This window comes from Companilactobacillus sp. FL22-1 (assembly GCF_043951805.1).
Taxonomy (GTDB): domain Bacteria; phylum Bacillota; class Bacilli; order Lactobacillales; family Lactobacillaceae; genus Companilactobacillus.
The window spans coordinates 44,441-59,285 of record NZ_JBINJY010000001.1 but is presented as its reverse complement, the minus strand read 5'-3'; the positions used below and the strand labels follow the sequence as shown (position 1 = coordinate 59,285).

At 38.7% G+C, this 14,845-nt stretch carries 14 protein-coding genes; 9 read left to right on the top strand and 5 right to left on the bottom strand.

The genetic code is table 11. The features are described 5' to 3' along the window. Nucleotides 1-3 precede the first annotated feature (3 nt). The 9 genes from ACG72T_RS00265 to ACG72T_RS00225 all read left to right on the top strand — a co-directional run bounded on the left by ACG72T_RS00265 (nt 4) and on the right by ACG72T_RS00225 (nt 9,423). Entirely contained in the window at nt 4-1,128 is a 1,125-nt protein-coding gene (locus ACG72T_RS00265; protein WP_395263936.1) for an acyl-CoA dehydrogenase family protein, read from the top strand. Between the two features lie 9 nt (nt 1,129-1,137). Beyond that, on the top strand, nt 1,138-1,935 hold the full coding sequence (locus ACG72T_RS00260; protein WP_395263935.1) for an electron transfer flavoprotein subunit beta/FixA family protein: 798 nt from the start codon (nt 1,138-1,140) through the stop codon (nt 1,933-1,935). A 1-nt stretch (nt 1,936) separates the two neighbouring features. Further along, nucleotides 1,937-2,905 (top strand): electron transfer flavoprotein subunit alpha/FixB family protein, encoded by a 969-nt coding sequence (locus tag ACG72T_RS00255; RefSeq protein ID WP_395263934.1) that lies wholly within the window; start codon nt 1,937-1,939, stop codon nt 2,903-2,905. Between the two features lie 365 nt (nt 2,906-3,270). Beyond that, nucleotides 3,271-4,482, top strand: a complete 1,212-nt coding sequence (locus ACG72T_RS00250) for a glycine betaine/L-proline ABC transporter ATP-binding protein (protein WP_395263933.1) — start codon at nt 3,271-3,273, stop codon at nt 4,480-4,482. Further along, on the top strand, nt 4,475-5,338 hold the full coding sequence (locus ACG72T_RS00245) for an ABC transporter permease (protein ID WP_395263932.1): 864 nt from the start codon (nt 4,475-4,477) through the stop codon (nt 5,336-5,338). The genes ACG72T_RS00250 and ACG72T_RS00245 overlap by 8 nt, the downstream gene beginning before the upstream one ends. A gap of 10 nt (nt 5,339-5,348) precedes the next feature. Next, nucleotides 5,349-6,254 (top strand): glycine betaine ABC transporter substrate-binding protein, encoded by a 906-nt coding sequence (locus ACG72T_RS00240; protein ID WP_395263930.1) that lies wholly within the window; start codon nt 5,349-5,351, stop codon nt 6,252-6,254. A gap of 222 nt (nt 6,255-6,476) precedes the next feature. After that, nucleotides 6,477-7,343 carry a helix-turn-helix domain-containing protein gene (locus tag ACG72T_RS00235; protein ID WP_395263929.1) on the top strand — a complete coding sequence of 289 codons (867 nt, stop codon included), beginning with the start codon at nt 6,477-6,479 and terminating at the stop codon, nt 7,341-7,343. Nucleotides 7,344-7,480: 137 nt separating this feature from the next. After that, nucleotides 7,481-8,605: an AI-2E family transporter gene (locus tag ACG72T_RS00230; RefSeq protein ID WP_395263928.1), complete on the top strand. Its 1,125-nt coding sequence runs from the start codon at nt 7,481-7,483 to the stop codon at nt 8,603-8,605. A 29-nt stretch (nt 8,606-8,634) separates the two neighbouring features. After that, nucleotides 8,635-9,423 carry a hypothetical protein gene (locus ACG72T_RS00225; protein ID WP_395263927.1) on the top strand — a complete coding sequence of 263 codons (789 nt, stop codon included), beginning with the start codon at nt 8,635-8,637 and terminating at the stop codon, nt 9,421-9,423. 52 nt (nt 9,424-9,475) lie between these two features. Here the strand turns inward: ACG72T_RS00225 and ACG72T_RS00220 are convergent, their stop codons facing one another. The 5 genes from ACG72T_RS00220 to ACG72T_RS00200 form a co-directional block, all read right to left on the bottom strand. Further along, nucleotides 9,476-10,687 carry an MFS transporter gene (locus ACG72T_RS00220; protein WP_395263926.1) on the bottom strand — a complete coding sequence of 404 codons (1,212 nt, stop codon included), beginning with the start codon at nt 10,685-10,687 and terminating at the stop codon, nt 9,476-9,478. Between the two features lie 161 nt (nt 10,688-10,848). Continuing rightward, nucleotides 10,849-11,298 carry a PTS sugar transporter subunit IIA gene (locus ACG72T_RS00215; protein WP_395263925.1) on the bottom strand — a complete coding sequence of 150 codons (450 nt, stop codon included), beginning with the start codon at nt 11,296-11,298 and terminating at the stop codon, nt 10,849-10,851. A gap of 106 nt (nt 11,299-11,404) precedes the next feature. Continuing rightward, nucleotides 11,405-12,202 (bottom strand): ElyC/SanA/YdcF family protein, encoded by a 798-nt coding sequence (locus ACG72T_RS00210; protein ID WP_395263924.1) that lies wholly within the window; start codon nt 12,200-12,202, stop codon nt 11,405-11,407. After that, nucleotides 12,189-12,851, bottom strand: coding sequence for an HAD hydrolase-like protein (locus ACG72T_RS00205; RefSeq protein WP_395263923.1), 663 nt, complete (start codon nt 12,849-12,851; stop codon nt 12,189-12,191). The genes ACG72T_RS00210 and ACG72T_RS00205 overlap by 14 nt, the downstream gene beginning before the upstream one ends. A gap of 62 nt (nt 12,852-12,913) precedes the next feature. Next, nucleotides 12,914-14,092: a CynX/NimT family MFS transporter gene (locus tag ACG72T_RS00200; RefSeq protein ID WP_395263922.1), complete on the bottom strand. Its 1,179-nt coding sequence runs from the start codon at nt 14,090-14,092 to the stop codon at nt 12,914-12,916. Nucleotides 14,093-14,845: the final 753 nt, after the last annotated feature.

The window sequence follows — 14,845 nt, the reverse complement described above, 5'->3', positions numbered from 1 at the left end:
CTGATGGATCAAAAACAGATGAGTAAAGAAATCCTTTTAAGAATGGTCAAGGCTTTTACTGAAAATGAAGTTGCACCATATGACATGGAGATCGATCATACCCGTTCTTATGTCAATAATCTTTTGGATAAAATTAAACAAGCTGATTTTCTCAGCACGATGTTGCCAGAAGAGTACGGTGGAGCTGGATTTGATGGTGAGACCACTGCGGCCATGATCAATGAAATTGCTCGTGGGAATGCCAGCTTAGGTGTAACTTTAGAAGGTCATTTCAAGTTGATCGATCAAATCGTTAAGTATGGAAATCAAGCTCTAAAAGATGAATATTTGCCACAAGCTAAGTCGAGAATCATTGGCTTTTCAATGACTGAACCAAGTGGTGGTTCAAATCCGTTGGGGATAACCTCACATGCTGAAAAACATGGCGACAAGTGGATCATTAATGGTGATAAAATTATGATCACTAATGGTGGATTAGCTGAGATCTATTGCGTTTTAGTTAAAACTGCACCAACAGAGTTGTCATTTTTCGTTGTGGACAAGGACATGCCAGGATTTGAATATGGTAAGCAAGAAAACTTCTTAGGTCTTACTGGTGTGCCAGTTGGCGAAATTGTGATGAATAATATTGAAGTTGATGAGAACCATCTTTTAGGCAAAGTTGGAATGGGAAAAGAAATCGGCGACAGTGCTCATAATGATGCTCGAATCTTAATGGGGGCCGTTTTGACCGGTATCATGGAACATGAGCTGAACATTGTGACTGACTACGCCACGCATCGTAAGGCCATTGATACACCGATTATTCAAATGCAAGGTATTCAGCGTAAAGTGGCTGATATTGCTATTGCTAAAGAGACAACGAAATTACTCTACCAAAAGGCAGCTTGGTTAAAAGATCATGGCCAAGACTATGAAGAAGAGGCTGCAATGGCCAAGGCTTATGGTAGTCGTAGTGCAGTCAAGTCAGGCGATGATGCCTTACAAGTTTTAGGCGGCTATGGATACAGTTTAGATTATCCAGTGGAACACTTGATCAGAGACGCTCGGGCAATGGAATTAGCTGAAGGAACTGTCGAAAAGATGCGGACAGCCATTGCTTTGATTGAAGCAAAGAATCGGGCCTAGGAGGTTATTATGAAAATAGTTGTTTGTATTAAACAAGTGCCAGAAACTACCAATGTAAAGATTAATGAAAAAACTAAGAATATCGATCGTCGCGGCTTAGGCGGTGTAATCAATCCCTATGACTTACACGCAGTCAAGACGGCACTCGATTTAAAAAAGAGTGTCGGCGGCGAAGTGATCACAATGACCATGGGTCCAAATGATTTTGCGGTCTCTTTACGTGAAACTTTAGCTCTAGGTGCAGATAGTTCAATCTTACTGTCAGATAGAGCTTTTGCTGGGGCCGATACTTTAGCCACTGGTTACGTTTTAGCTCAAGCAATCGAAAAGATTGGCGACGTAGATGTAGTCTTATTAGGACAACAATCAGTCGATGCTGATACAGGTCAGGTAGGTCCAATTATGGCAGAATTATTAAGTATGCCTCAAGTGACTTACGCTAATAAAGTCGAGGCTAATAACGATAAATTAGTGATCGACCGAAACTTGGATACCGTGGCTCAAAGAATTACCGCTCAGTTGCCAGTGCTGTTAACAGTAACAGATTCGATCAATCAGCCAGAATATACCAATGTGGTAGAGATCGCCAAGAGTTTCAACAAACCTTTGACGACCTGGCATGCAGCTGACTTGAATCTTGAAGAAAAACGTGTTGGACAAGCAGGGTCACCAACAATCGTCCGTTCAATCTCTTCACCAGAAAAGAAGACAAAGGTGGGTCACAAATTGTCCAATGACCCAGTTGAGGCGGCTCGTGAGTTAGTTGACGCCTTGAGAAAACAAAATATTTTGACGGAGGAAGATTAAGATGGCAGTGATCAAAGAGAATTGGGTGTTTGCTGAAACAGAATTAGACAAAGTCAATCCAGTTACTTACCAACTAATAACTAAAATGAAACAGATCAGTCATGATCCACTCGTCGTGATCTTGATCGAAAAAACTTCGGCAAATTTGGAACAAGCCATTACTGAATATGGTCCCGACAAGATCCTAGTGATAAAAGATGACGATTTAGTTGCCGGCGATGATTTGGAGTTAACTAATGCCTTGGATAATTTGATCAAGAAGCTGGGCACACCTAATACCTTGGTATTTCCAGCTACTGTTTTTGGCAGGTCGGTTGCCCCCAGATTACAAGCTCGACTAAGAACTGGTCTAACAGCTGATTGTTTGGACTTAAAATTTGAAGGCAATCTCTTAGTTCAAACGAAGCCTTCATATGGTGATAACATCATGTGTGAGATTACGATTCCTAATCATCAACCGAAGATGGTCACGGCCCGTCCTAATGTTTTCGCAGCAGAAAAAGTTGCCAATCCTCAGACTGAGATTGAAGAAATCAAGGACTTGGACTGGGAAAAAGATACTCAATTGACGGTTGTAAGTGAAAACTTGCCAAAAGAAACTAGTGACGATGTTTCCCAAGCCAATAGGGTTGTTGCTTTAGGTCGAGGTGATAAGACTGAATCTGGAATTGAAATGGCCGAAAGTCTTGCCCAAAAACTTCATGCTACGATTGGAGTAACTCGTCCGTTAACTGATTTGGATAAATATACGGTTAAAGAACAAATTGGTCAGAGTGGTCAAACTATTGCCCCTGACTTGTTGATTAATTTGGGTATCTCTGGTGCGGTACAATATACTGCCGGAATCAGTAATGCTAAGGTAGTGGTTTCAGCTAATACTGATGCCAATGCCCAAATATTTAAGTCTTCAGATTATTACTTTGTCGGCAATGCTTATGAATTTTCAAAAGCACTCGAAGCAATTCTTTAGACAAATAACGTCTCGAAAACAAATGCCTCTTGATTCTAAAAACTAGAATCAGGGGGCATTTTAAGTTGATTTTAGTAATTTAAATAAGATTTTTTTATTTTAATTTATCATCATGGCAAATAAAACTCGCAAAGTAAGATGAAGCATGGGATAGCGCGTTAAATTTTTACATCAAATTTAGGTCGTTTTTGTCCATAAAAATGCTTACAGCAAAACTGATAATTTGCATAAGAAAATTATATTTGTTAGGGTTATATAGTTCGCTGTTATTTGCATTGCTTAAATAATAGCTTTTTTATTTACAATTAATGCATATTTCATTTAAAGAAAGTGCATTTTTTTCAATTCCAAGAATGGGGGATTTAATGAGTACTCAAAAAAGTACAAAAGTAGAAGTCAACAATTTAACGAAAATCTTTGGTAAACATATTGCCAAAGCTAAAGAGTTAAGCCGTCAAGGAAAAGATAAAGCAGAAATACTGAAGGAGACGGGTGCCACTTTAGGTGTCGACCGAGCTGATTTCAAAATCTATGATGGAGAAATCTTTGTCATCATGGGTCTGTCCGGTAGTGGTAAGTCAACTTTAGTCCGAATGATCAACCGTTTGATCGAACCTACTGAAGGTGAGGTTTTGATCGACGGTGAGAACCTAATGAAGATCGACAAAAAAGAACTTCGTGAAGTTCGCCGAAAGAAAATGAGTATGGTGTTCCAAAACTTTGGCCTCTTGCCTAATCGAACTGTTTTGGAAAATACTGAATATGGCTTGGAAATTCAAGGTGTCGATAAAGCGACTCGCGAAAAGAAAGCTAAAGAAGCACTAGAAACAGTTGGTATCACAGGCTATAACGACGAGTATCCTGATCAATTATCAGGTGGGATGCAACAACGAGTTGGATTAGCTCGAGCCTTAGCCAATGATCCTGAAATTCTCTTAATGGATGAAGCTTTCTCAGCTTTGGATCCATTGAACCGAACTGATATGCAAGATCAGTTATTGGATATCCAAGAAAGATTACATAAGACCATTATCTTCATCAGTCATGATTTGAACGAAGCCTTGAAAATTGGTGATCGAATCATGATCATGAAGGATGCCAGAGTAATTCAAACTGGAACTCCAGAAGATATTTTGACTCATCCAGCTGATGAGTATGTTGAAGAATTTATTGAAAATGTTGACCGTAGTAAGGTCCTTACCGCCGGTAATGTTATGATTCGTCCAACAGTTGTCAACATTGAAAAAGCTGGTCCAAGACTAGCCTTGAAGTTGATGAAAGACAATGAAGTTTCAACCGCCTATGTCATTGATTCACGTCGTAATTTACTTGGTATCGTCGATGCGAATGATGTGATCAAATTGGCTCGCGAAAAGAATGGTGATTTAACTTCAATTGTTCAAACGAAAGTACCAACAACGTCAGAAGATACGCCTATTTCAGACTTAATGGATGATATTTCACAAACCGGTATCCCATTTGCCGTTATCAACGATAAGAAACAATTGATGGGAATCATTGTGCGTGGTGCCGTCTTAGGTGCTTTAGCCGGAAATGAGGTGAGCGATTTTGAATAGTCTCTTCTTAAATAGTATTCCACAAATACCACTTGCTAATTGGATCGACAAATTCGTTGATTGGTTAGTTCAATTTACTGGCTTTTTCAATGCCATTACTAATTTTATTGGTTCGATCAACAGTGCCTTTCAATGGGTCTTTGATTTGATTCCAATTTGGTTATTTATCGTAATTGTATTAGCTCTCACATATTATGTGAACCGGGATCAACAAAACTGGGGACTCTTGATTTTTGAATTCCTAGGTTTGTTATTGATTTGGAACTTAGACTTTTGGCGTGATATGACCCAGACCTTAACGCTAGTTCTAACTTCCAGTTTGATTGCCTTAGTTATCGGAATACCACTTGGTATTTTAATGGCTAAGAGTCACACTGCTGAAGTTATTTTGAAACCGATCCTTGATTTCATGCAGACTATGCCGGCCTTTGTTTACTTGATTCCAGCAGTTGCTCTGTTTGGTATCGGGATGGTGCCAGGTATCGTCGCTTCAGTTATCTTTGCGATGCCACCAACAGTTAGAATGACGAATATGGGTATCCGTGAGGTACCGGATGAATTGATTGAAGCCGCTGATTCATTTGGTTCTACTGAATGGCAAAAATTATTTAAAGTTGAATTGCCAATTGCTAAAACTAGTTTAATGGCTGGTGTCAACCAAAGTATGATGCTATCACTTTCAATGGTTGTTATTGCTTCAATGATCGGTGCTATGGGCTTAGGAACGAAAGTTTACTTTGCCGTAGGTCGAAACGACGCTGGTAATGGTTTTGCCGCAGGTTTAGCGATCGTTATTTTAGCTATTATCTTGGACCGATTGACTCAATCACTAACTAGAACACGCAGAAAACATTAGGAGGGATTATTTGAAGAAACAAAAGTTTATTAAACTTTTCTTATTAGCTCTACTGATTATCCCAATTATTTCTGCTTGCAGCTCCCAAACTGCTCCTTACAATAGTAAAGAAAAATTGGGTTCACAGATTAACTATACGATCACTGGGATCGATGCTGGTGCCGGTATCATGTCCTCGACGCAAAAAGCTCTGAAATCATACGGACTTGATAAAGACAATTGGCAACTTCAAACGAGTTCGACTGCCGCAATGACGAGTACCTTAGACAAGGCAATCAAGGATAAACGTCCCATCGTTGTCACAGGTTGGCAACCACATTGGATGTTCACTAAGTATCCAATCAAGTTTTTGAAAGATCCCAAGAACGTCTATGGTAAAGCCGAACATATCGATACGGTAGTTCGTCTAGGTTTGAAGAAAGATAAACCAGAAGCTTACACGATTTTGGACCGATTCCATTGGAAACCAGCTCAGATGTCTCAAGTGATGTTGAAGGTCAATAATGGTATGGACCCACAAAAGGACGCTAAACAATGGATTAAGGACAATCCCAAGTTAGTTAAGCAATGGACTAAGGGTGTCAAAAAAGTACATGGTCAATCATTGAAAATGACTTATGTTGCTTGGGACTCTGAAATAGCTTCAACCAACGTGGTGGCACAAGTTCTACGTGATCAAGGTTATAAGGTCACGATTCAAGCTATGGAAATTCAGCCAGTGTGGGCCTCAATTGCCACCGGTGCTGCCGATGCTCAAGTCAGTGCTTGGCTGCCTAAGACTTCAGGACTCTTTTATAAAGACTATAAAGGCAAGTTCGAAGATTTAGGTCCTAATTTGGAAGGTGCCAAAGTGGGACTAGCAGTGCCCAAGTATATGACTAACATTAATTCCATCGAAGATCTAAAAAATAAGTAAAAAACTCAAAAATCGGAAGAAATTTCGGTTTTTTTTATTGCAATAAAAATAATCATCGCTTTTTGGAATATTACGCCATTGGGGCAATTCATATAATATATAGAAAAATATTTATTCACCTGACGAATCGTCAGAAAACCCGTTCAAACAATGACAGCGTATAAACTAGGGTATATAATTATATTTGATTGATTTATAAATTTTTTATATAGGAGCAACGACGTGGATATACAAACTTTTATTGATAAAAGAAAAGAGTTGGGTATCTCTCAAAAAGAGCTAAGCGATGGTATTTGCACCCAAGCCACTTTGAGTAAGTTTGAAAATAATGGCAAGATACCCTCATTAAAAATTTTGATTCAATTGTGTAATCGATTGAACCTAACTTTGGATAGCATTATTGGTGTAAAAGATGGTAAGAATCAAGCTGTCATCAAGCAGATGAATAAGGCCGAATTCAATTTAATTATTCAAGAGTATGAAGACGCTTGGAATATTATCAAAGCTATCAATATTGACGATTTTGAAGACGACAAAGATGCCTTGATGCAATATTACTATCTCAAAGGCTATTTAAATGTTTTAGATAATGGCGATTTATTTGATGCCGTCTTTGATTTCAACCGAATTCTGTCAGAATTGGACATTCATGGAGAAACTATCTTTACTTTCCTAGGTTTTGTGGGGATGGGAATGGTCTATGCTAAACAAGGCGACGATACGAAGAGTGAATATTATTTCAGTAAGGTCTTTAATAATATTTATACGATGACGATCGATGACTCCTCAAAGATTTGGCGTTATATCAACATTATTTTCTATTGTGCGATTTATTATTCTGAACGCAGTGATTTGGAGACAGCCAATACTCTGTTGAATTATGGTGTCAAAGTTTGTTCAGAGAATCATGTTACATATTATATTGCGAGAATTTATGCTCAGCTAGCAATGAATGAAAACCGTGTTAATGGCAACAATCAGCGAGTCCAAGATTTGATGAACAAAGCTTTAGTCTTTTCTGAGTTCAATCAGAATAAAAAGGAAATCGACTTAATCAACCATTGGGTTGCGAGTAACGCTGTCAAATAACCGACAACCACAGAATGTATAAGAACAACGAAACGACCTACTAATTTTTAAGAAATTGGTGGGCCGTTTTTAGGTGAATGTTTAGTCTTTTTACCTGATATGATATATTGTTTAGAAAGATATTGAGGGAGTAAATTATGGAAATAAAGCGTAAGCAAGTCATCAGATACAGCCTATTAGTTATTGCACTGCTGGTTTTATTGATTTATCCAGGCCAAGTTTACAATATTTTTTTACGACTGCTAGGAATTGTTATGCCCTTGATCTTAGGAGGTGTCTTAGCTTATGCACTCAATATTTTAGTCGTAATACTGGAGAAACATTTATTCCCTCATACAAAAATAAAGTGGCTACAGCATAGTCGTCGAGGAATTGTTATTTTAATCACTCTTGTGATAGTAATTTTAATCATGACGGGCGTCTTTCGGTTGGTATTACCACAATTTGTCAGTGCCTTGACCGACTTCTTCAAATCGATTCCCAGCTTGATTACTGATATTTCTGATTTAGCTAAAAAGTTGAATAATAATTCGGCCATCCCCGATCAACTTAAATCCGTCGATATCAATTGGACGACGATCCAAAGTAAAGTTATGAAATTTTTGACTTCTGGAGTCAGTGGACTGTTTGGGTCAACCTTCAAAATCGTTACCAGTTTAGCCAAAGGAATCTTTAATTTTATTTTAGCCATCACTTTTGCAATATATATCTTAGCGACGAAAGAAAAGTTGGTTCAGCAAGTTAATAAAGCTGGCCAAGCTTTTATCAAAGAGAAATATCTTCAAAAAATCAAATACTTTATTGATATTACGAACAAGATGTTCAGTAGTTTTATCGTTGGACAAGTCACTGAAGCGATTATCTTAGGAACGTTGTGTGCTTTGGGAATGTTATTGTTCAAGTTTCCGTACGCTTTGCCAATCGGAGCTTTCGTTGGCGTCACCTCATTGGTACCAATTTTTGGAGCTTGGGCTGGTGGCGCTGTGGGATTCTTGTTGATAGTCGTTGATTCACCATTAGATGCAATTTTATTCGTAATTTTTATAGTTGTTCTACAACAGTTAGAGAGCAATTTAATCTATCCCAGAGTCGTGGGTACTTCGATCGGTCTACCGGGAATTTGGGTACTAGCTTCAATCACTATTGGCGGCGGTCTTGGTGGGATTGTCGGAATGCTATTAGGTGTACCAATTGCGGCCACAATTTATCAATTAGTTAAGAATGAAGCTGATCGGCGTTTAGCCAAAGATGCTGGGTTATAATTGATGAAATTGTTCAAGGAGAGATGAATGTGTGGAATAATTATTTTGGATTTGTCATAACTTTCGTACTTATTTTTACACTAGTCCCATATCTGACCTCAATGTTAACTTCTTGGTTAGGTCATCTGTCAAAAGTGACTTTAGTTGATAATTTAGGTAGCAATAGTCAATTAGTTGTTGGTGGTTTAGGTGTAATCATTCACGAATTAGGTCATATGATCTTTGCCTATTTATTTGGACATCAAGTCACGAAGGTGCAGTTGTTGAATTTGAACTACCAACGATCAGGCTCATTAGGTTCAGTCGATCATCGCTGGAATGATCGAAATGTTTATCAAATGTTGGGTAATTTTTTTATTGGTTTAGCACCGTATTACATGTGTTCGATCGCATTATACTTGTTACAAAAGTTTTTGTTGAAAGCTCGATTCAGTATCAGTTCATTGACGCAAAGTTTGAATATCAACTATAATTTGTCTCCGAGCATTATCTTTGATTCAGTTCTCGACAATCTCAAGTCGAGTTTTTCCAATGCTTCTATAGGCATGATCGTGCTGTATATTGTCTTGACGATCATGATTGCCAGCACCGGTTATGACTTGAGTAAGAATGATTTCATGACTGTTAACAAGGGAATATTGCCTTGGGTGGTAACTTTGATCGTTTTAGGGTCGATTTTGTACCTCTTCAATATTCGCACCCCAATTATAAGTGGTTCAGTATATTTCATTGCCTTTTCCATTTTGTTTATGATTCATGCCATCATCAGTATTTTGTTCTCAATTGTGATTATCAAGATCTTGAGTTTTTTCAATTAGAAAATTTTAAAAGGGTCATTCAATTCATTTATCGAATTGAATGACCCTTTTGTTAGATGTTTTGATAATTCTTAGCTTTCAAATTGGAGATAGTTAACATGACCAATAAGCTAATGATATAAAGCGTTGAGATGAATACCATCACGTTCATGATATTGTAGTGGTCTAAGATATAGCCGATAGCTAAACTAGAGAAACCACCGATACAACGACCTACATTCATGATGACATTATTAGCCGTAGCCCGAACTTCCGTTGGATAGAGTCGGCTGACGATGGCTCCATAACCGGCGAACATTCCGTTAGAAAAATAACCGACGATTGCTCCGACAACGATCAATGACCAGACGTTGCTAGGCAGTGTTAAGACATAGACCCCGATGGCAGAAGCAGTTAAGAAGATTCCAAAGGCTAAACGAGGTCCTAAATTATCGAGGATCCAACCGAAAGTTAGCATACCGGCACACATACCTAGAATCGTAGCAATCATCCAAGTTGAAGCCCCGACTGTTAGGTTAAGTTGTTTTTGCATAATAGTTGGCAGCCAGTTCATTAAACCGAAGTATCCGGCAATTTGGACGATGGCCATGACCATCAAAGCGACTGTTTGGTAAGCCATCTTTGGTGTGGCGAAAAGTTGTTTGATATTACCTTTTGTTTTCTTGGAGGAATTAGTAAATGAATTACTTTCACGAAGATGTCTTCTGATGAAGAATGTGATGATAACTGGGATAACTCCGAATAAGAAGAGTGCATGCCAGCCTAAAGTTGGTAAAATCAAGGCAGCTAAGAGTGAAGCAAAGATGGCACCGATTTGTCCAGCAACACCAACCCATGAAGAAACACGGCCTAGTTTTTCCTTGGAGAAGCTTTCAGCTAGAACGGTCATGCCGATGCCATACTCACCACCAGCACCAATACCTGCAATGAAGCGACAGAGGTAAATCATAGTCAGATTATTGGCAAAGTACATTGCAGCTGTCGCAAAAGCGAAGATAAAGATGGTGTGGCTGAAAGTTTTGATCCGACCAATTTTATCAGCTAAAATTCCAAAAAAAATACCACCTAATAACATACCAATATTTGTGATGGTCGAGATGAGTCCCGCCTGTGTTCCACTCAAATGCATCTGGGAGATTATGGATGAAAGTGCAAACGATAAGAACATCACGTCCATATTTTCCAATCCAAATCCTGAAGCTGTGGAAGCAACCACTTTAGCCTGGTAGCTATCTAGCTGGTTCGATTTTGTTACTATTTTCATTTCTATTCCCTCCAAAATGGACGCTCACTGACGTCGTTTAATTTTGCTTGAATGTATAATAGCACAAGATTTTTGACCTAACAAGGAACAGACGCTATAAATAGGCACAAAAAAAGTCGTCAATACCATATCTTGCATAGTATTGACGACTAATTTATTTTTTAATCAGTAAATGATTGATTGAGCTTGTTCAAGTCGCTATCTTGGAACTTAATGTCATCCAATTGGTCAGCTTTGTCATGTAAAGTCTCACTAATTCTATCAGTGATCTTTGCGACTTCTGTTTGATCAGCGGCATCAGGGAAGACCCCAACAATTAAATAGTCGACAGGTGCGGCGTCATTGCCCCAAGCAATAGGATTCTTGAAGGTCATCATCATAGTATGTACACGGCTCTTACTGTCACTTGTGGCATACATGAAGACAGCCCGGTTTTCAATGAGCTTGTTACCATTGGCTGCACTAGCAAAGATACTGCTTTGAATGCTTTGTTCATCAAGATTGAATTCTTCAGCTGTCTTCTTGGCAGCTAATTTCAAAGCGTTAATTTGGGTGTTATCCTTTAATTCAACATTTGCGGTGGTGTGATTTTTTCTAAAAATTTTAAACATAATCAATATCTCCTTGCGTTTTAAGTTATGAAGCTATTCGACATGTCTTACTTCTCTACATCAATTATGATATTCTATCGAACCCGTTTCATAGCAAGGGAAAAGTTTAATTTTTTTTAGAAGAGTATAAATTGTTGCTGGGACGGTTGATTTGAGGGTACTTTTCATTTAAAGCTTCAAAAGCTGCTTGGACATTTTGAGGAATATCGACATGGGCAATAAAATTCTTGCCGTTTGGTCCATAGCCGTTTGAATCATCAGTTAGCCGAGGAATTTCGCCCATTAGAAGCTGCATGTAACGTTTAGGAGTCCACATTCCGAGGATCTCTTTGGAAAATGCCACTTGTTGATCTTTGAAGATCAGTTCATTTTGGTAAGTCGCAAAGTTGATGATTTGTATCGATGGCGAAAGATATTTAGCTAAACAGGCACTCATCCGTTTTTGCATCGTTGCGTCTTGAGCCAAAATAATAGACCGGAAATCAAGATGATTTTCAGCCAATAGTTGCAACAGATAGGTGATATTGTTTCCACAGTTAGTCGATTTAGTCTCCAAGTAGTCTACTTCAAGATTGAATCTTCTCTTTAATAACGCCGCAAAGATCTCAGCTTCTTGCATTTCTTGGGCAGGGATGTCCGGGTATTGTAACGCTACAGCCTTTTGTAACGTTGCCGTTGTGTGTCCGAAGCCACCGACAATGACATATTTTTTGGCAACTTGTTGCTGAATCGCCGTAGCTAAAATATCGACTCCATAAAGAATACTGCCACCGAATAAGACGAATACGTCAGCTTGAGGTAGTTGATATTTGGCTTGCAGAGAAGCTTTAGAAAGAGCACTGATATCACGTTGTCCTAAAAATTTTCCCAGCAGATTAAAATTGTCTAAATCATTTTGCAGCATCAATTTTTTGCACACCTTCAGGAATGTCGACTACCTTGTCCACAATGTAATCAGCACCAGCATTGTTTAACTCTGCATAGTCGCCGAAACCATATGTTACGCCTAATGTGTGGACGTTATTAGCCACGCCGCCTTCCATATCTGTCATTCGATCGCCAATCATAATTGATTCAGAAGCTAACACCTGACTGTCATCTAAACCATAATGAAGAATTGCTTTTTTGGTATTGCGAGTCGTCTCATCATCAGAAGCACCATAGATTCCTGAGAAGTATTGCTCTAATCCAAGATGGGGAATAAGTTGCTTAACTAATGATTCAGGTTTGACTGAAGAGACATATAATTTATATCCGTCAGCTTGTAAGTCTTGCAGAGTGTTTTCCATCTGATTATAAATCTTTAATTGATAGACACCTTTATCGTTATAAAAAGCTTGGTAAGTTTTAATAGCTTGAGGGTAGTCGGCTTTAGGGAGATTAGGATAAAATCTTTCCAAACTATCAACAAGCGCTGGTCCAATAAATTTTTGATAAGTGGCTAAGCCCAAGTTTTCCAGATCCATTTTGTCGGCCATATATTCAAGAGCATTGACGATACCTTCTTGAGTATTGGCAATCGTGCCATCGAAATCAAAAAATAAGTTCTTCATTTAAGCAATCTCCTTTATATATCATGTGTTTTTATTATAGCAAATAATAAAATTAGTTATAATCATTCTGCGATTGGTTTGTGACACGCCACTAAGATTCCTGATAATGTTAATAGCACTGATAGAACGACCAGAATCAAGATGATCAAATTCCAAGAGCCAGCCAAATTTTCAATGAAACCGAATAATACCGGACCGAAAGCGGCTAATAAATAACCAGCAGATTGCGCCATCCCTGAAACTTCGGCTGTTTGGTAAGGATTAGTGGTCTTTTCGGTAAAGAAGATCACCGCCATATTAAAGGCTAAGCCGGAACCAAAACCTGTTATGATCGTAATCAAGATGAGGTAGAGGCTGTTATTAGTTGAAACAAGATAACCTAAAGGTGCCATTGCGTAGCCAATAAAGAGCATGATCAATAATTTTTTCATACCATTTTTGCGTATCGATAAGAAAGGCACGACAAAAGAACAAGGGAGCCCACTTAGTTGTAATAAAGTTAATAAATTACTGGAAAAAATCGTGCCGAGACCGTGGCTCTGCAAAATAGATGGTAGCCAAGTGATAAAGGAATAGTAAACAATTGATTGTAAACCAAAAAAGACTGTTATCAACCAACCCAAGCGTTGTTTCCAAACACTCTGGTAATTTAACTTCTTGTCAGCAGAAGTACTCTCATGATGATTGGAGCGTAAGTTAGGAATCCAAAAGATCAAGGCAATAATTGCTACAACGGAAAGAATCGCTAGCGTAGATTGCAAACTCATTTTAGTGATAAAGAGACCGGATAACGCCGTACCAATGGCCCCGATAAGGAGCATCGACATCGTATAAAGACTAGTTCCTAGTGGAATATTGTCAGGTAGACGTTCCTTGATTATAGCTGGAACTAAAACATTACCACTGTCAATTCCGATTCCAGCTAAAAAAGTCCCCAACAGCAAAGCCCAAATAGTAGGGATGATTCGCAGGTAACTACCAACGATGAGAATGATGAAGAAGACAAAAATCGTCAATTCATTACCGATGCGTTTAGCAATTTTAACGAAAACCGGTGAAAAAATAGCGAAAGTAATCAAAGGAATAGAAGTGATCAACCCAGCTAAAGATTTAGGAATACCGAGATCCTTTTCAATCGTGCTTAGAAGTGGCGGAATAATAGTAATGGGGAGCCGCAAGTTGGCTGCAACCAGCATCATACTGATCAGAAACCATTTTTGATGATTTTTTGTTGACTGCATTGTAACCTCCTAAAAAACAATACTTTAAGTTTAAACCTGTAGACTAGGTCAATACAACTATCCTTCTTTGGATATGTTGATGGGGAGGTGATTTTTTGGTTCACTGCCGTCATCCGCTACAGTTCTGGGGGATATGGAACGTGGTGGGCCGACTTGGAGCCCCTCAGCAAGCTGACGGTCTTCAAGCTCGACCGTTTACTAAATTGGCAAAAACCGCCAATTAAGTAAAATTTCACCACTGATATCCCCCAGAACTTTCGCTCCTGACTAGGGCTACTGCATATTTGATTTGTTAGTGATATGTATAGGAATCCTACGTTCCTTATTTAGCTTGGTAGGAGTGGAAGCTGGAAAACCTTGGTGCTTAAGAGCAAAAGATAAAAAGCAAGACAAAAAAATGTATTGAATTGACTTATTTTTATATCAATTCAATACATTAGTAGTTATTAAAAGCATCAATTCATTTTATCTTTTAAGGATTTAAGTTCTTGCCCTTAATCTTTAGCCCTTGAACTTGCCTTAGCTCTTGAACTTGTTCACTTGAGGGATATCCAAACATGTTTTAACATTCTAGGCTGTAGTGAGAGCTCTGAGGGGTCTCAGCCATGAAATTGTTCTTAGTGGGCGAAGCACACTTAGAACAAGGCTCGACTTTGAAACAATTGTGCACTTCAATTGGTTCAAAGCGATGCCCATGGCGTTCCAGACCCCTCAGAGCCGAACGAAAGCCGGCAGTGAACCACCATCAACTGC